This window comes from Rahnella perminowiae, from assembly GCF_019049695.1.
GTDB classification, from domain to species: Bacteria; Pseudomonadota; Gammaproteobacteria; order Enterobacterales; family Enterobacteriaceae; genus Rahnella; species Rahnella perminowiae.
This window is the reverse complement of the sequence record NZ_JAFMOT010000184.1, coordinates 76,637-100,868: the sequence shown is the minus strand read 5'-3', so window position 1 is coordinate 100,868 and position 24,232 is coordinate 76,637. Positions and strand designations below refer to the sequence as shown.

General features: G+C 50.0%; 18 protein-coding genes and 6 tRNA genes. 4 read left to right on the top strand and 20 right to left on the bottom strand.

What is annotated here, in order from left to right; translation table 11 throughout:
- Positions 1-14 precede the first annotated feature (14 nt).
- From J1781_RS18660 to miaB, 9 genes are all read right to left on the bottom strand, one after another.
- Positions 15-740, bottom strand: a complete 726-nt coding sequence (locus tag J1781_RS18660; RefSeq protein ID WP_013576488.1) for an amino acid ABC transporter ATP-binding protein — start codon at positions 738-740, stop codon at positions 15-17.
- Entirely contained in the window at positions 737-1,414 is a 678-nt protein-coding gene (gene gltK / locus J1781_RS18655) for a glutamate/aspartate ABC transporter permease GltK (RefSeq protein WP_129952051.1), read from the bottom strand. Before gltK ends, J1781_RS18660 begins: the two co-directional genes overlap by 4 nt.
- 2 nt (positions 1,415-1,416) lie before the next feature.
- Complete coding sequence (locus tag J1781_RS18650) at positions 1,417-2,157, bottom strand: amino acid ABC transporter permease (protein ID WP_095921162.1); 741 nt, start codon at positions 2,155-2,157, stop codon at positions 1,417-1,419.
- A gap of 189 nt (positions 2,158-2,346) precedes the next feature.
- A complete protein-coding gene (locus J1781_RS18645; RefSeq protein WP_129952050.1) occupies positions 2,347-3,243 on the bottom strand; it encodes an amino acid ABC transporter substrate-binding protein in 897 nt (298 codons plus the stop codon).
- Between the two features lie 435 nt (positions 3,244-3,678).
- The gene (gene lnt / locus J1781_RS18640; protein WP_129990589.1) at positions 3,679-5,208 is read right to left on the bottom strand and encodes an apolipoprotein N-acyltransferase; all 1,530 of its coding nucleotides are present in this window, start codon (positions 5,206-5,208) and stop codon (positions 3,679-3,681) included.
- A gap of 7 nt (positions 5,209-5,215) precedes the next feature.
- On the bottom strand, positions 5,216-6,094 hold the full coding sequence (gene corC / locus J1781_RS18635; RefSeq protein ID WP_015698153.1) for a CNNM family magnesium/cobalt transport protein CorC: 879 nt from the start codon (positions 6,092-6,094) through the stop codon (positions 5,216-5,218).
- 98 nt (positions 6,095-6,192) lie between these two features.
- The gene (ybeY, locus tag J1781_RS18630; protein WP_129990588.1) at positions 6,193-6,666 is read right to left on the bottom strand and encodes an rRNA maturation RNase YbeY; all 474 of its coding nucleotides are present in this window, start codon (positions 6,664-6,666) and stop codon (positions 6,193-6,195) included.
- A complete protein-coding gene (locus J1781_RS18625; protein ID WP_129952048.1) occupies positions 6,663-7,721 on the bottom strand; it encodes a PhoH family protein in 1,059 nt (352 codons plus the stop codon). Before J1781_RS18625 ends, ybeY begins: the two co-directional genes overlap by 4 nt.
- 355 nt (positions 7,722-8,076) lie before the next feature.
- On the bottom strand, positions 8,077-9,501 hold the full coding sequence (miaB, locus tag J1781_RS18620; RefSeq protein ID WP_217139320.1) for a tRNA (N6-isopentenyl adenosine(37)-C2)-methylthiotransferase MiaB: 1,425 nt from the start codon (positions 9,499-9,501) through the stop codon (positions 8,077-8,079).
- Positions 9,502-9,687: 186 nt separating this feature from the next.
- On the opposite strand from miaB, the gene ubiF reads away from it, so the two are divergent.
- The gene (gene ubiF / locus J1781_RS18615; RefSeq protein WP_217233997.1) at positions 9,688-10,872 is read left to right on the top strand and encodes a 3-demethoxyubiquinol 3-hydroxylase; all 1,185 of its coding nucleotides are present in this window, start codon (positions 9,688-9,690) and stop codon (positions 10,870-10,872) included.
- A 101-nt stretch (positions 10,873-10,973) separates the two neighbouring features.
- On the opposite strand, the gene J1781_RS18610 is transcribed toward ubiF, so the two are convergent.
- The 11 genes from J1781_RS18610 to nagB all read right to left on the bottom strand — a co-directional run bounded on the left by J1781_RS18610 (position 10,974) and on the right by nagB (position 18,065).
- Positions 10,974-11,048: transfer RNA gene (locus J1781_RS18610), tRNA-Gln, on the bottom strand.
- A 44-nt stretch (positions 11,049-11,092) separates the two neighbouring features.
- Positions 11,093-11,169, bottom strand: a tRNA-Met gene (locus J1781_RS18605).
- 92 nt (positions 11,170-11,261) lie between these two features.
- Positions 11,262-11,336: transfer RNA gene (locus J1781_RS18600), tRNA-Gln, on the bottom strand.
- 70 nt (positions 11,337-11,406) lie between these two features.
- A tRNA-Gln gene (locus J1781_RS18595) sits at positions 11,407-11,481 on the bottom strand.
- A 23-nt stretch (positions 11,482-11,504) separates the two neighbouring features.
- Positions 11,505-11,589: transfer RNA gene (locus J1781_RS18590), tRNA-Leu, on the bottom strand.
- Between the two features lie 7 nt (positions 11,590-11,596).
- Positions 11,597-11,673, bottom strand: a tRNA-Met gene (locus J1781_RS18585).
- A 228-nt stretch (positions 11,674-11,901) separates the two neighbouring features.
- The gene (asnB, locus tag J1781_RS18580; protein WP_217157835.1) at positions 11,902-13,566 is read right to left on the bottom strand and encodes an asparagine synthase B; all 1,665 of its coding nucleotides are present in this window, start codon (positions 13,564-13,566) and stop codon (positions 11,902-11,904) included.
- Positions 13,567-13,927: 361 nt separating this feature from the next.
- Positions 13,928-14,680, bottom strand: a complete 753-nt coding sequence (locus J1781_RS18575) for an HAD-IIA family hydrolase (RefSeq protein WP_037040039.1) — start codon at positions 14,678-14,680, stop codon at positions 13,928-13,930.
- A gap of 57 nt (positions 14,681-14,737) precedes the next feature.
- Complete coding sequence (gene nagC, locus J1781_RS18570) at positions 14,738-15,961, bottom strand: DNA-binding transcriptional regulator NagC (protein WP_129952044.1); 1,224 nt, start codon at positions 15,959-15,961, stop codon at positions 14,738-14,740.
- 20 nt (positions 15,962-15,981) lie between these two features.
- Positions 15,982-17,121 carry an N-acetylglucosamine-6-phosphate deacetylase gene (gene nagA, locus J1781_RS18565; protein ID WP_129952150.1) on the bottom strand — a complete coding sequence of 380 codons (1,140 nt, stop codon included), beginning with the start codon at positions 17,119-17,121 and terminating at the stop codon, positions 15,982-15,984.
- A gap of 143 nt (positions 17,122-17,264) precedes the next feature.
- Entirely contained in the window at positions 17,265-18,065 is an 801-nt protein-coding gene (nagB, locus tag J1781_RS18560) for a glucosamine-6-phosphate deaminase (protein WP_129952043.1), read from the bottom strand.
- Positions 18,066-18,511: 446 nt separating this feature from the next.
- Here nagB and nagE point away from each other — a divergent pair, with 446 nt between their 5' ends.
- The 3 genes from nagE to chiP all read left to right on the top strand — a co-directional run bounded on the left by nagE (position 18,512) and on the right by chiP (position 24,225).
- Positions 18,512-20,464 carry a PTS N-acetyl glucosamine transporter subunit IIABC gene (gene nagE / locus J1781_RS18555; RefSeq protein ID WP_129990585.1) on the top strand — a complete coding sequence of 651 codons (1,953 nt, stop codon included), beginning with the start codon at positions 18,512-18,514 and terminating at the stop codon, positions 20,462-20,464.
- Between the two features lie 193 nt (positions 20,465-20,657).
- A complete protein-coding gene (glnS, locus tag J1781_RS18550) occupies positions 20,658-22,328 on the top strand; it encodes a glutamine--tRNA ligase (RefSeq protein WP_217139319.1) in 1,671 nt (556 codons plus the stop codon).
- Between the two features lie 484 nt (positions 22,329-22,812).
- A complete protein-coding gene (chiP, locus tag J1781_RS18545; protein ID WP_238483020.1) occupies positions 22,813-24,225 on the top strand; it encodes a chitoporin ChiP in 1,413 nt (470 codons plus the stop codon).
- Positions 24,226-24,232: the final 7 nt, after the last annotated feature.

Below are 24,232 nucleotides of genomic sequence, written 5' to 3'. Positions count from 1 at the left end.
TGACTCAGTGCGGGTCAGTGCAGGATCTTCGCCAGGAAATCCCGTGCGCGGTCTGATTCAGGATTATTAAAGAAATCGTCTTTGTTGCGATCTTCTACAATCTTGCCTTCATCCATGAAAATCACGCGGTTGGCCACTTTACGGGCGAAGCCCATTTCGTGCGTTACCACCATCATTGTCATGCCTTCGTTTGCCAGCTCCACCATGACGTCGAGGACTTCATTGATCATTTCCGGATCAAGGGCGGACGTCGGTTCGTCAAACAACATCGCGATCGGATCCATACATAACGCACGGGCAATCGCTACACGCTGCTGCTGGCCACCGGAAAGCTGGCCGGGAAATTTATTGGCGTGCGCCGATAAACCGACACGGTCCAGCAATTTCAGCCCTTTATCTTTCGCTGCCGCTTTGTCACGTTTTAACACTTTAACTTGCGCCAGGGTCAGATTATCAATGATAGAAAGGTGCGGAAACAGTTCGAAATGCTGGAAAACCATCCCTACTTTTGCACGCAGTTGTGCCAGATTGGTCTTCTTGTCATTGACCGGCGTACCGTTGACCAGGATCTCGCCTTTCTGAACGGGCTCGAGGCCGTTCACGGTTTTTATCAGCGTTGATTTTCCTGAGCCGGAAGGCCCGCAAACCACCACAACTTCACCTTTTTTAACTTCGGTGCTGCAATCGGTAAGCACCTGAAAGTGCCCGTACCATTTAGAAACATTCTTCAGTGAAATCATGAAACGGTCCTTTTCTTCAAATAACGCACCAGCAAGGAAGCACAAAGGCTGATAACAAAATAAATAAATCCTGCAAACAGCACCATCTCGACCAGCGTACCGTCACGATCGCCAATGTTAGAGGCACTGCGGAAGAAGTCTGCGAGGCCCAGAACATAAACCAAAGAGGTATCCTGGAATAAAACGATAGCCTGCGTCAGCAGTAATGGCACCATCGCGCGGAAAGCCTGCGGCAGGATAACCAGCTTCATGGATTGCCATTGTGTCATGCCCAGCGCCAGTGCGGCGGAGGACTGACCACGGGCGATACTGATAATCCCGGCACGGATAATTTCTGAATAATAGGCCGCTTCAAATAGCGCAAATGCCACCATCGCAGAAATCAGGCGGATATCGGTTTTAGGCGAGAGACCGAGCACCTTTTGCAAGAAACCCGGCACGATCAGGTAAAACCAAAGCAAGACCATGACCAGCGGAACGGCACGGAACAGATTGACGTATGCCGAGGCAAACCAGCTGATAGGTTTGAACGTCGACAGACGCATGACCGCCAACAGGGTGCCCCACAAAATACCCACCACAATGGCCAGTGAGGTGATCTTCAGCGTGATGATCATGCCTTGCCATAAATAGGGCAGGCCGGGACCAATAGAACTCCAGTCGAATTCATGCATGCTTATTTCCCTCCCATGTTGCCCGGCAGGCGGACTTTACGTTCTACGAAATGCATCAGCAGCATGATGACGGCATTGATAAGGACATAAGCAACAGTGATTGCTGTGAATGATTCATATGCATGTGCGGAGTAATCCAGCAGCTTACCGGCTTGCGCGGCCATATCAACCAGGCCAATGGTCGAGGCAATAGCGGAGTTTTTCACCAGGTTGACCATCTCTGAGGTCATTGGCGGGACGATCACGCGGTAAGCATTGGGTAACAGCACATAGCGGTAAGTTTGCGGCAGCGTAAGGCCCATCGCCAGTCCGGCATTGCGTTGTCCGCTTGGCAGAGACTGAATCGCTGCACGTACCTGTTCGCATACGCGGGCGGCGGTAAACAGCCCAAGGCAAATGACTGAGGAGGTAAAGAACTGCACGTCAGGTGCCAGTTCAGATTTAAACCACATGCCGATATTTTCAGGCAGCAGTTCAGGGACCACCAGATACCAGATAAAGAATTGCACGATTAATGGCACGTTACGGAATAATTCGACGTAACAAGTCCCTATACCTGAGAGGATGCGGTTTGGAACGGTACGCAAAATACCGAACAGAGATCCGACGAAGAAAGCGATTATCCATGCGCAAATTGACAGTGCGACAGTGACCTGAAATCCATTCCAAATCCAGCCCAGATAAGTGGTGTTACCGAAGGGGGCTTGCTGCAGAAAAATGCCCCAGTTCCAATCTATTGACATAAAAACTCCGTAAAGCGGGTAAAGGCTTACCCATCTGAGTGATGACGCAATTCGCCTAAAGTGAATGGGAAAGAATGCGGGGTGGGGAACGACCACCCCGCATCTGTATCATCACAGGTTGGTGGTCCAACCTTGTATTTTAGTCACTTTTCACTCTTCTCTTGGTTATACCCGTCCATTTGGTATGACTTACAGCGCCTTATCGTTTGGCGCTTTGAACAGAGCTTTCATGTCATCGGACAGCTCAAAGTTCATGTTCAGGTTTTTCGGAGGAATAGGTTTTTTGAACCAGGTTTCAAACCACTTGACTGCCTCACCGGAGGTTTGCGCCTGCACGATGGTGTCATCAACTAATTTTTTAAACTCAGCATCATCTTTACGCATCATGCAACCATAAGCTTCTTTAGATTGCGGCGTACCGACGATTTCCCAGTTATCGGGTTTCTTGGCTTTCGCACGTTCACCCGCCAGCAGGGCATCATCCATCATGAACGCTACTGCACGGCCCGTTTCCAGCGTACGGAAGGAATCACCGTGGTCTTTTGCACTGATGATGCGCAGATCCAGTTTCTTCTCTTCGTTGAGTTTGTTGAGCAGAACTTCAGAAGTCGTACCGGAAGTGACAACAACAGTTTTGCCTTTCAGGTCAGTGAAATCTTTAATCTCTGAACCTTTTTTCACCAGCAGACGCGTACCAATCACAAAGATGGTGTCAGAGAAGGCCGCTTGTTGCTGACGTTCCAGGTTATTGGTTGTTGAACCACACTCAAAATCGTAGGTGCCGTTTTGCAGCAGCGGGATACGGTTCTGTGAAGTGATTGGCATCATTTTGACTTGCAGATTTGGCAGGTTCAGTTTTTTCTTCACCGCGTCAACGATAGCGTCAGAATAGTCCTGTGAATAACCCACAACTTTTTGTTCGTTGTTGTAGTAAGAGAATGGCACTGAGGATTCACGGTGACCCACCACGATAACGCCATTGTCTTTAATTTTTTTCAGGGTGCCGGTCAGTTCTTCTGCGTGAGCAAAGCTGCTTACGGTAACGCTTGCCAACAGTACTGATAACGCCAATTTGCGCAATTGCATGTCCAACTCCTTGCTGTCATTAGGGATCCAAACTCAGGGATCAGAAAGTACTAATGCCTCGTCATATGAAGCTAGAAAATAGCTGAATGTGAATATTATGAAACCACATTGTTTCTTTTTTGAGACGAGACACGCACCAAATCAAAGCAATCAAACGGCTATGCACTGAGAAAGTGCATGAGGAAGAGCGTGTTTGTACCGAAATGATGCATTCCGTCATAAAAAGTAACTAATCAGATATCTTTCAATCAGATGTAGCAAGAGTCATGCCAGATGACCTGATTTAACTTCACAAGTGGACAAAAAGGCAGCGCTTAATACCGCAGTCGAAACAATCGGCAGCAGGTAAAAGGGGGGAGAATCAGGGGGAAGAAAGCGGTGCTACAAAAAAGAACAGGCACCCCGGGTGCCTGTTTTAAAACGCAGTGCTTTTACTTAGGATTTACGGCGACCAAGCCACAGCGCAACTGCCGCCATGACTGCCGTAGCAAACCACACCGGCCACCAGCCAGCACGGGCATAAGGCGTCATGCCCGTGGTCGGCGTGACCTTCACGTTCAGCACCTGGCGGGTAAACTGAGGAATTTCGTGGGTCACATCCCCCTGTGCATTCACGACGGCGGTAATGCCGTTATTGGTGCTGCGCAGCAACGGGCGGCCCAGTTCCAGTGAACGCATACGCGCCATCTGGAAGTGTTGCCACGGGCCAATCGAATGACCGAACCAGGCATCGTTTGAAATCGTCAGCAGGAAGTTGGTGTCCGGCCGCAGGTTGTCGCGCACCTGCTCGCCAAAGACCACTTCGTAACAAATTGCAGTCGTCAGATTGAGGCCGCTGACAAACAACGGTTTCTGCACGTAATCACCGCTGGTCAGCCCGGACATCGGTAAATCGAAGAACGGGGCCAGGGGGCGAAGAATAGCCTCCAGCGGCACAAACTCACCAAAAGGCACCAGATGATGTTTGTTGAAGCGGTTTTCGTCAGGATAGTGATATTGCTGTTCGCCACCGAGCACAATGGCGCTGTTATACACCTTCATACCCTCTTCGTTGCGACGGGCATCAATAATGCCGGTAATGAGCTGGGTGTTTTGCGCGCGATAGAGATTATCCACCATGCTCAGGAAACCCTGCTGATCCGATTCAATGTCAGAAATTGCCGATTCCGGCCAGATGATCATGCTGGATTTGCCTACGTACGGACGGCTGAGATCCAGATAGGTCTGTAACGCACTTTCCAGCGCTTTCGGATCCCATTTCATGGATTGTGGAATATTGCCCTGGACAAGGGCAACATCAACTGTTTTATCCGGCTGTTCCTGATACCAATGGATATAGCGCAGCGGCCACGGCAGGAGCAGCATCGCGGCAGCAATAATCGCCGGTGTGACACGACGCTGATAAACAGCGTAGACAAGCAATCCGCTCAGGGAGGTCAGTAAAAGGGTGATACCGTCGACACCGGTGATCGGCGCGAGACCTTTCAGAGGCCCGTCGATCTGGCTGTAGCCGAACTGTAGCCATGGGAAGCCTGTCAGCACCCAGCCGCGCAGAAATTCGGTTATTTGCCACAATGCCGGTGCACCAAGTGCCAGTTTCCAGCAGGTGGTTTTTGGCCACAGTTTGCTGAACAAGCCCGCAAACAGCATTGTGTACAGCGACAAATAGGCCGCCAGCAAAACGACCAGGAAAAGGTTAATGGCTTCAGGCATGCCGCCAAAGGTGGCAATGCTGACATACACCCAGTTGACGCCGCTGCCAAACAGCCCCATTCCCCAGAAGAAGCCGAGCAGCGCTGCCTGCGCCGGGCGGCGATCCAGCGTTAAGGCCAGCAGTCCACAGAGTGAAATAATTGCCGCAGGCCAGAAGTCATAAGGGGAAAATGACACCGTGCCACAGGCACCGAAAAAGAGCGCCAGCAGGGCGCGAACCCGCTGGCGTTGATATAAAGAGGCAATTGCCATGGAGTGATTATTCTTCCAGTATCGGTTGCGGCGCGTCGTCCGGTATTTTTACGTGAACCTGAATGATACGACGGCTATCGGCCATCGCAACCTTGAACAGGTAACCGTCGATTTCAATGCTTTCACCACGCGCCGGTAAATGGCCGAATGACTGCATGACCAGCCCCCCAATCGTATCGACTTCGTCGTCACTGTAATGGGTCTGGAACACTTCATTAAAATCTTCAATTGGTGCCAGAGCGCGGACGGTATAGGTATGACGGCTGAGCTGGCGGATATCCAGATCTTCTGCTTCGTCGTATTCATCATCGATTTCACCGACGATCAGTTCGAGAATATCTTCGATGGTCACCAGACCGGAAACACCGCCGAATTCATCAACGACAATTGCCATATGGTAACGCTGTGAGCGAAATTCTTTCAGCATGCGATCTACGCGTTTGCTTTCAGGAACAACGACTGCGGTTCTCAGCACTTTATCGATGCTGAATGGCTCAGACTCTGTGCGCATAAACGGCAGCAGGTCTTTGGCCATCAGGATGCCTTCAATGTGATCCTTATCTTCGCTGATCACCGGGAAGCGAGAGTGTGCAGATTCGATAATGACATCGAGGCACTCTTCCAGCGGCTGATTGCGTTTTAGCGTGATCATTTGTGAACGTGGGATCATGATGTCCCGGACGCGCTGCTCGGCGATATCCATCACGCCTTCCAGCATGTCACGGGTATCGGGGTCGATCAGATCATTTTGTTCTGAATCACGGATCAGCTCAACCAGGTCACCACGGTTTTTAGGTTCACCGTGAAACAACTGGCTAAGGATAAGGGAAAAGAAGCCCTTCTTGGGACTGGGGCTGTCACTATTTTGTGAATGGTCATCGCTCATGGCGTTTGGTTTTTTTTACTCGTAGTTAGTGAAAATTAGGCCAGGCGCCTGCGGATAAAACGTTATCGGGCAGACGTCAGGCGAGTTTACGGTGGATCTTAATTATCTTCTTTCTCTGAAATGTAGGGGTCAGGATAACCCAGACCCTGCATGATCTCAGTTTCAATCGATTCCATTTCTTCGGCTTCTTCGTCAACGATATGGTCATAACCCAGCAAATGCAAACTACCGTGAATGACCATATGCGCCCAATGGGCCAGAAGTTCTTTGTCCTGCTCTTTGGCTTCTTTCTCAACCACCTGACGACAAATAATCAGGTCGCCAAGGAGTGGCATCTCCATACCCGGAGGTGCTTCGAACGGAAAGGATAGCACGTTGGTCGGTTTATCCATCCCCCGATAAGTCATATTAAGTTCATGACTTTCAGGGACATCGACCAGCCGAATTGTCACTTCCGATTCTTCCTGAAATTGCGGAAGCACCGCCTCAAGCCAGGTCTGGAAGTCATTTTCTGACGGTAAACCTGCTGCATCTTCACAGGCAATTTGTAAATCGAGAATTACCGTATTCATTGACTGACCTGTTGTGTCGCATTGTGCTGATGTTCTTGTTTACGGTCTGCGGCAATCGCATCGCGGCGTTTTTGATCTTCTTCTTCCCAGGCTTCGTAGGCGACAACAATGCGCGCAACTACCGGATGACGTACCACGTCTTCACTGTGGAAGAAGTTAAAACTGAGTTCCCCGACTGACGAGAGGACTTCAATCGCATGACGAAGGCCTGACTTCTGATGACGCGGTAAGTCGATTTGCGTGACGTCACCGGTGATTACCGCTTTGGAGTTAAAACCAATACGGGTCAGGAACATCTTCATCTGTTCAATCGAAGTGTTCTGGCTTTCATCAAGGATAATAAAGGCGTCGTTCAATGTACGGCCACGCATGTAAGCCAGCGGGGCGACTTCAATAACGTTGCGCTCAATCAGTTTTTCAACTTTCTCAAAGCCGAGCATTTCAAATAATGCGTCATACAGCGGGCGCAGATAGGGATCGACTTTCTGACTGAGATCGCCGGGCAGAAAGCCCAGTTTTTCACCCGCTTCAACGGCAGGACGGGTCAGCAGGATACGACGTACTTCCTGACGCTCCAGTGCATCCACTGCAGCAGCCACGGCCAGATAGGTTTTACCGGTCCCCGCAGGGCCAATCCCGAAGGTAATATCGTGGTCGAGAATGTTGGCAATATACTGCGCCTGATTAGGCGTGCGCGGCTTTACCATGCCACGCTTGGTCTTGATGATCACGGCCTTGCCGAAATCAGGTACGCTTTCTGCCGTTTGTTCCAGCACACGGCTTTCTTTGATCGCCAGATGAATTTTTTCAGGATCAATATCCTGGATTTCACCGCGCAGCGGCGCAGTGTCTACGTATAAATCACGCAGGATGTCGGCGGCTGCCGCAACAGGCAGGCTCTTTCCGACCAATTTAAACGTGTTATCACGACGGTTGATTTCAACGCCCAACCGGCGTTCCAGTTGTTTGATATTGTCATCAAACGGCCCGCACAGGCTCAGCAAGCGCTGGTTGTCTTCGGGCTCCAGTAAAATCTCTTGTGTTACAACGTTCAAACGAATCCTTTGGGTCGCTTCGGACCAGTTTACCCTTCATATTTCAAGCCGCAGATGCGTTGGCTGTATTCACTCACCCGAATTTGCCGCCTTACTGCAACTCGAATTATTTCGGGTCCGTTTTATTAAACACCCGGCTGATAACTACTTTCAGCCGTCAACCATACCTGAGTTAATAATACATGCCCTTGGCAAAATATGCTGCACAGTGGCAGCCGTTGCAGGTACCTTCATCCGGATATGCGGCCTTTGCTGGAAAATTAAACCCTTGTGATGAAGTTATTACCGAAAATCTCAAAAGAAACAGGACGCCGGAGCGCCCTGTTGTTTTAAGGTAATGCCTCTTTCTGATGGTTTAGGGTTGATACACTCCAACGCCCAATTCATTTTCTTTACGGGTGCGTTCGATAACAGATTGCGGAGATTCATGCAGGCGAAGCGCCATCTGTTCTTCCGTGCGGACAACCACACCGCGCAGCGAATTGGCATAAACATCGACAATTTCGACATCAACGAACTTACCAATCATATCCGGCGTACCTTCGAAATTGACCACGCGGTTACATTCGGTCCGGCCCGTCAGTTCCATAATGTCCTTGCGGGATGTCCCTTCTACCAGAATGCGCTGAACGGTGCCCAGCGTGGCGCGGCTGAAACGCATAACCTGCTGGGTAATTCGGTCCTGTAACAGCGCCAGACGTTGTTTCTTCTCGTCCATGCTCACATCATCAATCATGTCGGCTGCCGGTGTACCAGGACGCGGAGAATAGATAAAGCTGAAACTGACGTCGTAATTGACCTGCGCAATCAGATCCATCGTACGTTCAAAATCTTCGTTCGTTTCGCCAGGAAAACCGATGATGAAATCTGAACTGAAATGAATATCGGGGCGCGCGGCACGTAATTTACGGATCGTCGATTTGTATTCCAGCACCGTATGAGGGCGTTTCATCATCGTCAGTATACGATCGGAACCGCTCTGAATCGGCAGGTGCAGGAAGCTCACGACTTCTGGCGTGTCTTTATATACCTCGATGATATCATCAGTAAATTCGACCGGATGGCTGGTCGTGAAACGGATACGATCAATGCCGTCAATGGCCGCCACCAGACGCAGCAGTTCCGCGAAGGTGCAGACGCCGCCATCAAATGCCTCACCACGATAGGCGTTAACGTTCTGACCCAGCAGATTAACCTCACGCACGCCTTGCGCGGCCAGTTGCGCGACTTCAAACAGCACATCATCGCACGGGCGGCTAACTTCTTCGCCACGGGTGTAAGGCACCACACAGAAGCTGCAATATTTATTACAGCCTTCCATGATGGAAACAAAGGCTGTCGGGCCGTCTGCGCGGGGTTCCGGCAGGCGGTCAAATTTTTCAATTTCAGGAAAGCTGATGTCCACGACCGGGCTTTTGGTGCCGCGTACATGGTTCACCATTTCCGGCAAACGGTGCAGAGTTTGCGGGCCGAAGACGATGTCGACGCAAGGCGCACGTTTACGCAGCATTTCTCCTTCCTGCGACGCAACGCAACCCCCGACGCCGATGATGATATCCGGGTTTTTCTTTTTCAGTAATTTCCAGTGTCCGAGCAGGCTGAACACTTTCTCCTGCGCTTTTTCCCTTATTGAGCAGGTGTTCAGCAGCAGGATATCTGCTTCATCAGCGTTATCCGTCAGCTGGTAACCATGGGTGCTGTCGAGAAGGTCAGCCATTTTGGATGAATCATATTCATTCATCTGGCAGCCCCAGGTTTTTATGTGCAGTTTTTTAGTCATCAGCGTGTCAGTACTCAATACGGGGAACGTTAGATCGGCAGTGCCGCAGTGCATAGCCTATTCAGGGGGGCTATTGTAAACCCTCACTCCGGTGCTGACCAGTGCAGGAAAACAGCTTAGGCCCTGATGCTGACACAAAAATCCGGTACACTTCGCATAATGAACCGAACAGAAAGCCGGAACACAATGAATAATTCTGATAAGACATTTGATGCAGTGATTGTCGGTGGCGGCATGGTTGGTGCTGCAGCCGCACTGGGGATGGTGCAGCAGGGATTGCAGGTCGCACTGATAGAGAACGAAGCGCCTGCCGGATTTGACCCGTCAGCGCGCGCTGATTTGCGCATCTCCGCGATTGGTTGCGCATCAGTACGCTTTTTACAGAAACTGGGAGCGTGGGATGCGGTTGAAAAAATGCGCTCAGTACCGTACCGCCGTCTGGAAACCTGGGAAGCGGACGGCTCTGAAGTGAAATTCGATGCGCAATCCCTCGGATTACCGGAACTGGGCTTCATGGTCGAAAATCGGGTACTTCAGCTCGCGCTGTGGCAACAGTTCGATGCCCATAACAATCTGACCCGTTTTTGTCCGGCAAAGTTACGCCATCTTTTGCAGCACGGTGATAAAACCTGGTCACTGCAACTGACTACCGGGGATTTGCTGCGCACGAAACTGGTTATTGCCGCCGACGGTGCGAACTCCCTGGTGCGCCAGCTGGCGGGAATTGGGGTGGACGGGTGGGAATACCGTCAGCACTGCATGCTGATTAATGTCGAAACTGCCACGCCGGATCAGGACGTGACGTGGCAGCAATTTTTCCCTTCCGGCCCGCGGGCGTTTCTGCCATTGTCCGGCAATCAGGCCTCGCTGGTCTGGTATGACAGCCCGCAGCGTATCCGTTACCTGAAAACGCTGAATATGCAGCAGCTCACGACAGAAGTGATGCAGGCCTTCCCGGCACGTCTGGGCTCGGTGAAAGCAATATCTGCAGGTGCGTTTCCGCTGGTTCGACGCCACGCTCAGCGTTATGTCTTACCGGGGCTGGCGCTGGTGGGTGACGCGGCACATACCATTAATCCGCTGGCCGGGCAGGGCGTGAACCTCGGGTACCGCGACGTGGAAGCGTTATTATCGGTGCTGGAGAAGGCACGTGACCATAATGAAGCCTGGAGCAGCGAAAAAGTGTTGCGGCGCTATCAGCGCCAGCGTCGTCTGGATAATCTGCTGATGCAAAGCGGGATGGATTTATTCTACACCGCCTTCAGCAATGATCTGCCGCCGGTGAAAGCATTGCGTAATCTGGCGCTGATGACTGCTCAACGTGCAGGTGTGCTGAAAATCAAAGCGCTGAAATATGCTTTAGGGATTTAACAACCTAAAGGCTGGCGATGAACACCTTTGCCGGCCTTTTTTGCAGGATAGTAGAAGTGTAGAAAAGCAAAAGGCCTGCTAAAAAGCAGGCCTTTCTAATGTGGCTGGGGTGCCAGGATTCGAACCTGGGTATGCTGGTATCAGAAACCAGAGCCTTACCGCTTGGCGACACCCCAATTTTGTTTCTCACTACCTTTTAAGCAGTGTACTGCAAGTAAAATGGTGGCTACGACGGGATTTGAACCTGTGACCCCATCATTATGAGTGATGTGCTCTAACCAGCTGAGCTACGTAGCCAAATTTTACTGACTTACTTCAAAACTTCAAGCACTAATTTAACTAACTTAATAATAAATTTCAAGTGCTTACCAATTATACAGAAAGAAGTATGGCTGGGGTACCTGGATTCGAACCAGGGTATGCTGGTATCAAAAACCAGTGCCTTACCGCTTGGCGATACCCCAACAGTACAACTTCTTCAAACTGGATTTTCCTCACAACCACATCAATATAACAATGTGAAAGGTAAGAAAATGGCTGGGGTACCAGGATTCGAACCTGGGAATGCTGGTATCAAAAACCAGTGCCTTACCGCTTGGCGATACCCCAACTGTGCTACCGATGTCTGGAAATGGTGCGGGAGGCGAGACTTGAACTCGCACACCTTGCGGCGCTAGAACCTAAATCTAGTGCGTCTACCAATTTCGCCACTCCCGCAAAAAGATGGTGGCTACGACGGGATTCGAACCTGTGACCCCATCATTATGAGTGATGTGCTCTAACCAACTGAGCTACGTAGCCATCTTTTTTCGCGCTACCTTCATCGGCGTTGCGGGGCGCATTATGCGTATATGACCGTTTTGCGTCAACACCTTTTTTGGAGAAAAAGGCCGGAGGGCGTCCATTTGTCTGGCTTATAACCACTCTGGTGATTAATTGGGCAAAAGACATTATTTTTACTGGCTTTCCTCATAAAAAAACGGGCCCTGAGAGGCCCGTTTGCTATAAGGAGATTTACCGGTAAATCGGTTATTTGTAGGCGGACTGATGCACGCCAACAGCACGGCCTGACGGATCGTCCATGTTTTTGAATGCTTCATCCCACTCGATCGCTTTCGCTGAAGAACAGGCTACTGACGGACCGCCAGGCACACATTCTGCCGCACTTGGCACCGGGAACAGTTCTTCAAAAATCGTACGATACAGGTAGCCTTCTTTTGATGTTGGTGTGTTGTACGGGAAACGGAAATGTGCAGTTTCGAGCTGTTGATCGGTGATCTGCTGAGAGGCCACTTCTTTTAAAGTATCGATCCAGCTGTAACCTACACCATCAGAGAATTGTTCTTTCTGACGCCATGCAACGCTGTGTGGCAGATAAGACTCGAAACATTCACGCAGGATATGCTTTTCCATCTTGCCATTACCGCACATTTTGTCTTTTGGGTTGATACGCATTGCGACGTCGAGGAATTTTTTATCCAGGAACGGTACGCGGGCTTCCACACCCCAGGCTGACATCGCTTTGTTGGCACGCGCACAGTCATACATGTGAAGAGCCAGTAATTTACGTACAGTTTCTTCGTGGAATTCTTTGGCATTCGGCGCTTTGTGGAAATACAGATAACCACCAAGGACTTCGTCCGCCCCTTCGCCGGACAACACCATCTTGATACCCATCGCTTTGATTTTACGCGACATCAGATACATTGGTGTTGACGCGCGGATCGTCGTGACATCGTAAGTTTCGATGTGATAAATCACGTCGCGGATCGCATCCAGACCTTCCTGCACGGTGAAATGAATTTCGTGGTGCACGGTACCCAAATGGTTTGCCACTTCCTGAGCTGCACGCAGGTCCGGGGAACCTTGCAGGCCGACGGCAAAGGAGTGCAACTGCGGCCACCAGGCTTCGCTCTGATCTTTATCTTCGATACGGCGGCCGGCAAATTTCTTGGTAATGGCAGAAATTACAGAGGAATCCAGGCCACCGGATAGCAGGACGCCGTAAGGCACATCAGACATCAGATGACTTTTCACCGATTCTTCCAGCGCATCTTTCAGCGCTGCGGCGTCGGTCACGTTGTCTTTGACATTGTCGAAGTCAAACCAGTCGCGCTGGTAGTATTCGCGAATTTCACCGTCCTGGCTCCACAAATAACTGCCTGCCGGGAATTCTTTGATGGTGCGGCATACCGGCACCAGCGCTTTCATCTCTGAAGCCACATACATGTTGCCGTGTTCGTCATAACCCATATACAGCGGGATGATGCCTAAGTGGTCACGGCCAATCAGATACGCGTCTTTTTCGGTGTCATAAAGGATGAAGGCGAACATGCCTTGCAATTCATCGAGGAAGGCAGGGCCTTTTTCCTGATACAACGCCAGAATAACTTCACAGTCAGACGCAGTCTGGAATTCATACTTATCGCCCAGTTCAGCGCGCAAAGCCTGGTGGTTGTAGATTTCGCCATTAACAGCCAGAACATGCGTGTGTGCCGCGTTGTACAAAGGTTGTGCGCCGTTGTTGACGTCGACAATAGACAGACGCTCATGCGACAGAATGGCTTTATCGCTGGCAAACACACCGGACCAGTCGGGTCCGCGGTGACGCATCAGGCGCGACAGTTCCAGCGCTTTTTTGCGCAGCTCGACAGAGTCAGTTTTGATATCGAGCACACCGAAAATTGAACACATATTACTTTCTCCCTAACGACGTTTCTCTGGCTGTCATTTTTATGATTACGAATGAGGATCAACGTTGCCGTTCTTTCAGTTTTAACCCGGCGTTGTTGTGTTGCTGACTATGAAAATGCGTCAAAACCCCCATGTTGTGCAAGCGGTTTAACGCTCTTCTGATAAATAGTTGGTTGATGACGGGTTATCTTTGATGGATTATCAATTTTTAGGGTATTTAATTAGCAGATTATTAATTTAATCGTCAAAAATTGAGGAGGATTCAAAAAAAGAGAAAAGTGGATAAAAATCAGGCGAAAAGGTCAAAAAAAAGAGCCTGAATAAAAATTCAGACTCGTTTTCAGGCAGTTAACGGAAAGGCTTAAATCACGTCAATGTCGGCCACGGAAGGGTAAATCCATGTCGGGCGGAAAGGCATGCCCTCTATATCATTGAGCGTGGAAACGCCGGTCAGCACCAGAACGGTTTCCAGACCTGCCTGGAAGCCCGCCAGAATGTCAGTCCGCAGATTATCACCCACGATGACGGTATCTTCGGAATGCGCCTGCATTTTATTGAGTGCCGAACGGATAATCCACGGACTCGGTTTGCCGACATAAAACGGCTGGCGTCCGGTGATTTTTTCGATAGGTGCACATAACGCACCGCAGGCAGGTACAAAACCGTGCCCGTGATTATCAGGATTCGTTGCGATAAAGCGCGCGCCGTTTGCCACGAAATAGGCGGCTTTATGGATCATGTCCCAGTTATAAGAACGGGTCTCACCGACAATCACGAAATCAGGATTGATATCGGTAATGGTAAAACCGGCTTTATATAATTCATGAATCAGGGCACCTTCGCCGACGACATAGGCTTTTTTGCCTTCCTGACGTTTGAGAAAATCAGCGGTGGCCATGGCGGAAGTGAAAAAAGCACTTTCAGGCACGTCAAGACCGGCAGCGCTGAAACGGTTTGCCAGATCTTGTGCTGTCTGGGAAGGGTAGTTAGTGAGAATGACCAAAGGCATCCCCTGTTCCTGAATCCGCGCCAGAAAACGGTCGGCACCGGGTACTGCGGTATTGTCGTGCAACAGCACACCATCAATGTCACAAATTACGTTCTTTATCGTCATGATTTCCAAACCCACATTTTCAGTCCCATTTCTGGCAGCCAGATACTATAGCACGTCTTAATTTTCCATCAGGCGCTGTAACAGAACGCCATTTAACATTGCCCGTTTAACCAGGGCAAACGCACCAATCGCTGACTGATGATTCAGGGCGGACGTCACAACGGGTAAATTACGCCGGAAATCTTTCAGAACCTGCGCATTTATACAGTTCTGAATCGCCGGAAGCAGCACTTTATCGGCTTCGGTAATTTCGCCGGCTATCACCACTTTTTGCGGATTAAACAGGTTTATCGCGATCGAGACACCTTTACCCAACTGGCGGCCAACGTGTTCGATGACTTCGGTTGCCAGCGGATCGTGGCGGTTGGCGGCTTTGCAGATCGCCGAAATTGAGCAATCGTTCAGGCTGAGTTTGCTGGCATAACCTTGTGTCAGTAAATGACGTACCCGATTTTCGATGGCAGCGTTAGCCGCAACGGTTTCCAGACAGCCGAAATTACCGCAATGACAGCGTTCGCCCAGCGGGTCGATCTGTATATGGCCAATTTCACCGACGTTGCCGTTACTGCCGAGAAAAATCTGGCCGTTAACGATGATTCCGGCACCGGTACCGCGATGTAAACGAACCAAAATAGAGTCCTGGCAGTCGCGGGTAGCACCAAAGTAATGCTCGGCAAGTGCCAGGCTGCGGATATCGTGGCCAACAAAGCTGGTAACTTTAAACCGGGCCTCCAGCGCATCGACTAATTTCCACGCGCCCACGCTGATATGTGGCATGTAGCGCACGATGCCTTTATTCGGATCGACCAGCCCCGGAAGGATGACGGAAATGGCAATCAGTTCGCGAATTTTGCGCTGATTAAATTCGATGAATTGCGCAATCGCCTCGAACAGGGCATTTTCGAGGGTTTCCTGAGTCCGTTCGGGCAGGGCGTAATGTTGTTCGGCCAGAGATTTGGCGCTGAGATCATAGAGTGTAATCGTCGCATCATGACGACCAAGACGCACTGCGACGGTATGGAAAGGGCGGGTTTCGGTGATGATAGAAATCGCGCGCCGACCCCCGGTGGAAGCCTGCTGGTCAACTTCTTTAATCAGCCCGCGCTCAAGTAATTGTCGGGTGATTTTGGTGACACTGGCGGGCGCTAACTGACTCATGTCAGCAATCTGAATGCGCGAAATGGGACCTTGTTGGTCAATCAGGCGGTAAACCGCCGCGCCGTTTAACTGCTTCACCAGATCAACGTTGCCGATTTGTGCCTGCTGTCCGCCAGTTGTCATCAATGCTTTTATCCGCTCAATTAAACTTCGTCACCATTAACGATAGTTTTTGTGATTTTAAAATCATGAGTGAACGCGGTGAGGTTAGCGACTTTTCCTGCTTCGATGCTGCCCAGTTGATCGGCAACACCAATAGCGCGTGCCGGATAAAGCGTTGCCATACGCAGCGTTTCATCCAGAGCAATCCCGACATGTTCGACGCTGTTTTGCACCGCTTCAATCATTGTCAGGGCTGAGCCGCTCAGTGTTCCGTTTTCGTCCACACAGAGTCCGTCACGGTAGTATATTGTTTTACCGGCAAAAATGAACTCATCAATATTCGCGCCAGCAGGGGCAGTTGCGTCGGTGACCAGCACCAGCTTCTCACCTTTGAGCTTTTTCGCGTTGCGGATATTCGCCCAGTCGACATGCAGACCGTCAGCGATCACGCCGGTATACACTTCCGGCGTATCAAAAATTGCACCAATAAGACCAGGCTGACGACCTGTGATAGCAGGCATTGCATTATAAAGGTGCGTAGCAAAGCTGATACCTGCGGCAAAACCGGCACGTGCTTCAGCATAGGTTGAATTTGAATGACCTGCGGAAATGACGATTCCTGCTTCATGCAGCTGGCGGATATATTTTGCATCAACCTGTTCAGGTGCGAGCGTCAGTTGGGTAATTACATCCGCATTGGCGCACAGGAAATCAATCATTGCGCTGTCTGGCAGCCGGATAAAGGCCGGATTATGCGTGCCTTTTTTCAGCGGGCTGAGGTACGGTCCTTCCAGATGCAGGCCCAATGCCTGATTTGGATACTTTTCCAGATAGGTGCGCATGACGCTAATGCCGTGTTTCATGTAGTCATCGCTACAGGTAATGAGCGTCGGCAAGAAACTGGTACATCCGGATTTTTCATTGGCTTTCTGCATGATTTCTAACGTTTCTACTGAAATCGCTTCCAGTGAATCGTTGAACTGCACACCGCCACAACCATTAAGTTGCAGATCGATAAATCCGGGGGCAAGAATGGCACCATCCAGACTGCGGGTTTCCACATTCGCCGGCAATTCACTCACCGGGCAGACACGTTCGATTTTGCCATCGGCAATCACTACCGCGTGGTTATCCAGAACGTCATGACCGGTATAGACCCGGCCCTCAATCAATGCGTACATCATGCCCCCATTCCCCTAAATCCTTTGAGCCGCAGCGGCGTTGGCTGCCTTCACTCACTCCGGTCACTTACGTGAGTAAGCTCCCGGAGATTCGTTCAGTTGCCGTCTTGCTGCAACTCCAATGCTTTCGGGGACTCAATTAATTAAAGGTTTTTCATATTTTCCGCTTCTAACTCGCGGAAATATTTAACAGTTTTGACTTTCAGTTCCATGGTGGAAGGTTCATCACACACCATAACGGCTTTTGCGTGCAATTGCAGGCAACTGATGGTCCACATGTGGTTGATATTACCTTCAACAGCCGCTTCCAGTGCCTGCGCTTTCGCATGACCAGTGACCAGAATCATCACTTCTTCCGCATCCAGCAGTGTGCCAACACCCACGGTCAGGGCGTATTTTGGCACCTGAGAGACATCATTGTCGAAGAAACGTGAGTTCGCGATACGGGTTTCATGCGTCAGGGTTTTGATACGGGTACGGGAAGCCAGAGAAGAAGCCGGTTCGTTGAATGCGATATGCCCGTCGTTGCCCACGCCACCCATAAACAGGTTAATTTTGCCGTAAGACTTAATTTTCGCTTCGTACTGGCGGCATTCTTCGTTGACGTCGGGTGCGTTACCATTCAGAAGATTGATGTTTTCGCGTGGAATATCAACGTGGTCAAAGAAGTTTTTGTACATAAACGTATGGTAGCTCTCAGGGTGTTCCTGCGGCAGACCGACATATTCGTCCATGTTGAAAGTCACTACATGCTTAAAGCTAACCTGGCCTGCTTTATGCATAGCGATTAAATGCTTGTAAGCTTCGAGCGGGGTACCCCCGGTTGGTAAGCCTAATACAAAAGGACGGTCTGCAGTGGGTTTAAACGCGTTGATGCGTTCAACGATATGACGTGCAGCCCATTTGCCAACTTCAGTGGGGGTGTTTAACGGAATAAGTCTCATCAGATACCTCGAGTTTCAGAATATTGAATATACTGTTGATATCCTTTGTCCTTGGCGTAGCAGGGGGTATTGACTGCTCTCTGTCTGCAACGTCAATGACTCGGATATAGGTAGTCAAAGCAAAAACTAAGTTCGTCGGTTCAAAGGCGGTTTTGTTAAGCGTAAACCACCGCAACGGTTTATGAGTGGCACAATGCCGTCTGGATTTTTTTAATGATAAAATAAGTTTGGTGTCTTGACCAGTAAAATGGCATGTTATCACCTCTTTTTGGTGACGATTCTCACAAAAAGAGAGGTTTTAATTTGCGATACGAAATAATCTTTTTACACTCGCATTGCTGTTAGTTATAAGTGCAGTTGGTTAAATCGGAACGGTAAATGTAAAGGTAGTAACCATACTAATTAAACTACTTAGGTGATTCGCCTGACGGCGGATAGGGGGAAATGTGAATATTCTTGGATTCTTTCAGCGTTTAGGCAGAGCGCTACAGCTGCCGATAGCCGTACTGCCAGTCGCTGCTTTATTGCTGCGTTTCGGTCAGCCTGATCTTCTTAATATGCCTTTCATCGCGCAAGCCGGTGGCGGGATTTTCGATAACCTCGCATTAATTTTTGCTATTGGTGTGGCATCCAGCTGGTCTAAAGATAATGCCGGGGCAGCAGCATTAGCAGGTGGTATTGGTTACTTCATCCTGACTAAAGCGATGATCACCATCAACCCTGCGGTAAACATGGGCGTGCTGGCCGGTATTATCACCGGTCTGGTGGGCGGTATGGTTTACAACCGCTGGTCTGATATCAAACTGCCTGACTTCCTGAGTTTCTTCGGTGGGAAACGCTTCGTTCCTATCGCAACCGGCTTCTTCTGTCTGATTCTGGCCGCTATCTTCGGTTACGTCTGGCCTCCGGTGCAGGATGCAATCCGTGCGGGTGGGGAGTGGATCGTAGGTGCTGGTGCATTCGGTGCAGGTATCTTTGGTTTCGTAAACCGTTTGCTGATCCCAACCGGTCTGCATCAGGTTCTGAACACCATCGCATGGTTCCAGATTGGTGACTTCACTAACGCTGCGGGTACTGTATTCCACGGTGACATCAACCGCTTCTACGCGGGTGACGGTACTGCAGGGATGTTCATGTCCGGCTTCTTCCCAATCATGATGTTCGGTCTGCCAGGCGCAGCATGTGCAATGTACTTCGCTGCACCGAAAGAGCGTCGTTCGTTGGTTGGCGGTATGCTGGTTTCAGTCGCGGTGACCGCATTCCTGACCGGTGTGACCGAGCCATTAGAATTCCTGTTCATGTTCCTGGCTCCGCTACTGTATTTAGTCCACGCTATCCTTACCGGGGTCAGCCTGTACATTGCGACAGCGTTGGGTATCCACGCCGGCTTCTCCTTCTCCGCAGGTGCCATCGACTATGCGTTGATGTACAACCTGCCAGCAGCCAGCAAGAACGTCTGGATGTTGCTGGTGATGGGCGTCGTATTCTTCGTCATCTACTTCGTTCTGTTTAGCGTAATTATCCGCATGTTCAACCTGAAAACGCCGGGTCGTGAAGACGACGTTGAGCATATCGGTGAGCCGGAAGCGAACAGCAATACTGAAGAAGGTCTGAACCAGCTGGCGCTGAGTTACATCGGTGCGCTGGGCGGTTCTGACAACTTCAAAGGTATTGACGCCTGTATTACCCGTCTGCGTCTGAATGTAAAAGATGCGGGCACCGTTGATGATGCTGCCTGTAAACGTCTGGGTGCGTCAGGAATTGTTCGTCTGAATAAACAAAGCATTCAGGTTATTGTGGGTGCAAAAGCTGAATCTCTGGCTGATGCAATGAAAAAAGTGATGGCTCGCGGGCCAGTCGCCGCAGGTGTTGCAACGGCTGAGCCGGTTGCTGCTGTCAAAACTGCACCTCAGGCCGTGCCAAACAGCGTGAAAACGGTAGTGGAAACTTTAGTATCTCCGGTAACGGGTGATATCGTCGCGCTGGATCAGGTGCCTGATGAAGCCTTTGCCAGCAAAGCCGTAGGTGATGGTGTCGCTATTCGTCCTACCGATAAAATTGTGGTATCGCCAGCCGCGGGCACCGTGGTGAAAATCTTCAATACCAATCATGCTTTCTGCCTGGAAACCACTTCCGGTGCTGAGATCGTGGTGCATATGGGGATTGATACTGTGGCGCTGAACGGACAGGGCTTTACCCGACTGGTCGAGGAAGGCGCAACAGTCACCGCCGGTCAGCCTGTGCTGGAACTGGATCTGGATTATTTGAACGCCAATGCCCGTTCAATGATAAGCCCGGTCGTCGTCAGTAATATTGATGATTATACCGGTGTGGTCTCACTGGCCAGTGGTTCCGTGGTCGCGGGACAGACCAAGCTGTTCGACATCCAGAGCAAATAATTCGCCAGATGGCGTAACAGGTTGACGGAGTGACAGCGGGAAGAGAGCGATCTCTTCCCGCTTTTTTATTGCCTGAGAACAGACGCAGCAGAGATAACCACGATTTTATGCAACTAACGGTTGTTTCCCGACGTGGCTTGTTGGAACATAAGCGGTTATCCGTAGAGTCAATGTTGCGTAGAGGAATTGCACAATGAGTGAGGCTGAAGCCCGCCCAACAAATTTTATCCGTCAGATTATTGATGAAGATCTGGCGACCGGGAAACATAATACCGTTCGCACCCGTTTCCCGCCTGAGCCTAATGGTTATCTGCATATCGGTCATGCGAAATCTATCTGCCTGAATTTCGGCATTGCACAAGACTATCAGGGGCAGTGCAATCTGCGTTTTGACGATACCAATCCGGCAAAAGAAGATATCGAATTCGTTGAGTCGATCAAACACGACGTTCAGTGGTTAGGTTTCGACTGGAGCGGCGATATTCATTACTCCTCGGACTATTTTGATCAACTGCATGCTTACGCGCTGGAACTGATCAACAAAGGTCTGGCGTATGTGGATGAACTGTCTCCTGAGCAGATCCGTGAATACCGCGGTTCACTGACGTCGCCGGGTAAAAACAGCCCGTATCGCGATCGTAGCGTAGAAGAGAATATTGCGCTGTTTGAAAAAATGCGTAACGGTGAGTTCGCTGAAGGCGCTGCCTGTCTGCGTGCTAAAATCGACATGGCCTCGCCATTCTTTGTCATGCGTGATCCGGTTCTGTACCGTATTAAGTTCGCAGAACACCACCAGACCGGTAAAAAATGGTGCATCTATCCGATGTACGATTTTACCCACTGCATTTCCGATGCGCTGGAAGGGATCACCCATTCGCTGTGTACGCTGGAATTCCAGGATAACCGTCGTCTCTACGACTGGGTTCTGGATAATATTTCTATTCCCTGCCACCCGCGTCAGTACGAATTCTCCCGTCTGAATCTAGAATATTCCATCATGTCCAAGCGTAAGCTAAACCTGTTGGTAACGGAGAAGATTGTTGAAGGCTGGGACGATCCGCGTATGCCGACGGTGTCGGGCCTGCGTCGCCGGGGTTACACCGCTGCTTCAATCCGTGAATTCTGCCGTCGTATCGGTGTGACCAAGCAGGATAACAACGTTGAAATGATGGCGCTGGAATCCTGTATCCGTGACGATCTGAACGAGAATGCACCGCGCGCTATGGCAGTGATCAATCCGGTTAAAGTGATCATTGAAAACTTTACGGGTGATGCTGTGCAGTGGGTGAAGATGCCGAACCATCCGAACAAACCGGAAATGGGCAGCCGCGAAGTACCGTTTACCCGTGAGATTTACATCGATCAGGCCGATTTCCGTGAAGAAGCCAATAAACAGTACAAGCGTCTGGTGTTGGGCAAAGAAGTGCGTCTGCGTAATGCCTATGTGATCAAAGCAGAACGTATCGAGAAAGACGCAGAAGGGAATATCACCACGATTTTCTGCTCTTACGATATCGACACCCTCAGTAAAGATCCTGCCGATGGCCGCAAGGTGAAAGGTGTGATCCACTGGGTTTCGGCTTCAGAAGGTAAACCGGCTGAGTTCCGCTTGTATGACCGTCTGTTCAATGTTGCCAACCCGGGGCAGGCAGAAGATTTCCTGACCACAATCAACCCGGAGTCTCTGGTGATTGCGCACGGTTTTGTTGAACCGTCGCTGGTGGCTGCTCAGGCTGAAATCAGCCTGCAGTTCGAGCGTGAAGGTTATTTCTGCGCTGACAGTCGCTACTCCGGCGCGGAACATCTGGTATTTAACCGTACCGTGGGCCTGCGTGATACATGGGAAAGTAAACCGGTCGCATAAAAGTCATCGCAATAAGGTTTTAAAAACGCAGCTCAGGCTGCGTTTTTTTATGTCCGGGTTTTATTTTGCTACTGCAAAAAATTGGTTTTCGTCGCGAATTAATGTGTTCCCGATGTATGATTTTTAAACGCTCATTTTCAGTGCTTTCTGTGGCTGAAACGTTTTAACCTTTCCTCAGTAAAACTTAGTGACTTGTTTATTCTCTCTATTTAAATAATCTGTCGGTCTGATCCTGCCTTAAGACATATAGTTACATTTTTTCATCTTTATGTGCACTTTGTCATACTTCGATGATCAATGATTAATTACCCATTGATAATTCGCGTCGCGAAAAATACTCTTAATGTTGATTTAACCGGTTACGTCTCTGACGGCCGATTTTGATACCCGTTTGGGTTTTGCACGAAATTTTTAGTCAAAATGAGGAATCTCTATGCACAAGCACCTTAACAGGGGCAGGGGATCGGCTTACCTGAAACCTGCCATGTATTCTCTCGCCGGCACTTTACTGAGTGGCGGAATGATGTTTTCACACGAGGCCAGCGCGGCCGGTTTTATCGATGATTCCACACTGACCGGTGGCGTGTATTACTGGCAGCGTGAACGTGACCGCAAAGATTTGAACAAAACCAAAGAAGAAACCCGTCCGGATGGCTCAAAAGTCACCGTCAATAATTCCGACTACAACAAATACGCGACTAACCTTTCACACTCCACTGCTAACCTGAATCTTGATTTTTCCTCTGGTTATGCCTGGGACATGTTCGGTATCGACGTTGCGGCCTTCACCGCCATTGAATTAGCCGAAGCCAGTGACAGCACTCATCCAAACGAAATTGCATTCTCTTCTAAAAACCACGCTTATGACGAGGATTACTCAGGTGATAAAGGCGGGGTCAGTCTCTACAAAGCGGCCGGTAAATTTAAATATGGCGGATTCTGGGGACATGCGGGCTATATTCAGCCCACAGGGCAGACGTTGATCGCACCGCACTGGAGCTTCATGCCGGGGACTTATCGCGGTGCGGAAGCCGGGTATAAACATGATTTCGGTGATCCGGGTGAACTGAGTTTCTCCTATATGTGGGCCGACGAATATAAATCGCCCTGGCATCTGGAAATGGATGATTTCCGCCAGAATGATAAGAAAACCGGCGTTTCTTATATTCACTCCCTCGGTGCGAAATATGACTTTAAAAATGACTTCGTGCTGGAAGGCGCGTTTGGTCAGGCTGAAAGTTATGTGGATCAGTACTTTGGCAAAGCCTCGTACAAAATAGATTTGCTGGGCAATCCGCTGACTACCAGCTATCAGTTCTATGGGGCAGAAGATCGTATCAGCGACAAAAATGATCCAAACAGTTTGTATGATGGTCTGGCCTGGTTGCAGGCGTTAACTTTCGGCTATACCACGGGTCAGTTCAACTGGCGTCTGGAAGGGACGATGGTGAAAGCGGAAGGGAACCAGGGTTACTTCCTGCAACGTATGACGCCGACGTATTCCTCTTCAAACGGCCGTCTTGATGTGTGGTGGGACAACCGTTCGGACTTCAACGCTAACGGTGAAAAAGCAGTATATGCAGGCGTGTTGTATGACCTGGCAAAATGGGATTTACCGGGCTTAGCCGTCGGTGGCTCCTATGTTTATGCATGGGATGCCAGGCCGAGCACTAACGCGGCTTACGACCAGAGTCAGCGCCTGAAAGAAAGCGCCTGGAGTCTGGATGCGCTGTACACCATTCAGGAAGGCCGTGCGAAAGGGACATTGTTCAAACTGCATTACACCCAGTATGACAATCATTCGGATATTCCAAGCTGGGGCGGCGGATACGGCAATATTTTCCAGGATGAAAAAGACGTGAAATTCATCGTTATCGCTCCATTCACTATTTTCTGAGGTCGCT

Coding starts and splice junctions, on each gene's coding strand:
- J1781_RS18660 (WP_013576488.1), bottom strand. CDS start 740: ATGATTTCACTGAAGAATGTTTCTAAATGGTACGGGCACTTTCAGGTG.
- gltK (WP_129952051.1), bottom strand. CDS start 1,414: ATGCATGAATTCGACTGGAGTTCTATTGGTCCCGGCCTGCCCTATTTA.
- J1781_RS18650 (WP_095921162.1), bottom strand. CDS start 2,157: ATGTCAATAGATTGGAACTGGGGCATTTTTCTGCAGCAAGCCCCCTTC.
- J1781_RS18645 (WP_129952050.1), bottom strand. CDS start 3,243: ATGCAATTGCGCAAATTGGCGTTATCAGTACTGTTGGCAAGCGTTACC.
- lnt (WP_129990589.1), bottom strand. CDS start 5,208: ATGGCAATTGCCTCTTTATATCAACGCCAGCGGGTTCGCGCCCTGCTG.
- corC (WP_015698153.1), bottom strand. CDS start 6,094: ATGAGCGATGACCATTCACAAAATAGTGACAGCCCCAGTCCCAAGAAG.
- ybeY (WP_129990588.1), bottom strand. CDS start 6,666: ATGAATACGGTAATTCTCGATTTACAAATTGCCTGTGAAGATGCAGCA.
- miaB (WP_217139320.1), bottom strand. CDS start 9,501: ATGACTAAAAAACTGCACATAAAAACCTGGGGCTGCCAGATGAATGAA.
- ubiF (WP_217233997.1), top strand. CDS start 9,688: ATGAATAATTCTGATAAGACATTTGATGCAGTGATTGTCGGTGGCGGC.
- asnB (WP_217157835.1), bottom strand. CDS start 13,566: ATGTGTTCAATTTTCGGTGTGCTCGATATCAAAACTGACTCTGTCGAG.
- J1781_RS18575 (WP_037040039.1), bottom strand. CDS start 14,680: ATGACGATAAAGAACGTAATTTGTGACATTGATGGTGTGCTGTTGCAC.
- nagC (WP_129952044.1), bottom strand. CDS start 15,961: ATGACAACTGGCGGACAGCAGGCACAAATCGGCAACGTTGATCTGGTG.
- nagA (WP_129952150.1), bottom strand. CDS start 17,121: ATGTACGCATTGATTGAGGGCCGGGTCTATACCGGTCATGACGTTCTG.
- nagB (WP_129952043.1), bottom strand. CDS start 18,065: ATGAGACTTATTCCGTTAAACACCCCCACTGAAGTTGGCAAATGGGCT.
- glnS (WP_217139319.1), top strand. CDS start 20,658: ATGAGTGAGGCTGAAGCCCGCCCAACAAATTTTATCCGTCAGATTATT.
- chiP (WP_238483020.1), top strand. CDS start 22,813: ATGTATTCTCTCGCCGGCACTTTACTGAGTGGCGGAATGATGTTTTCA.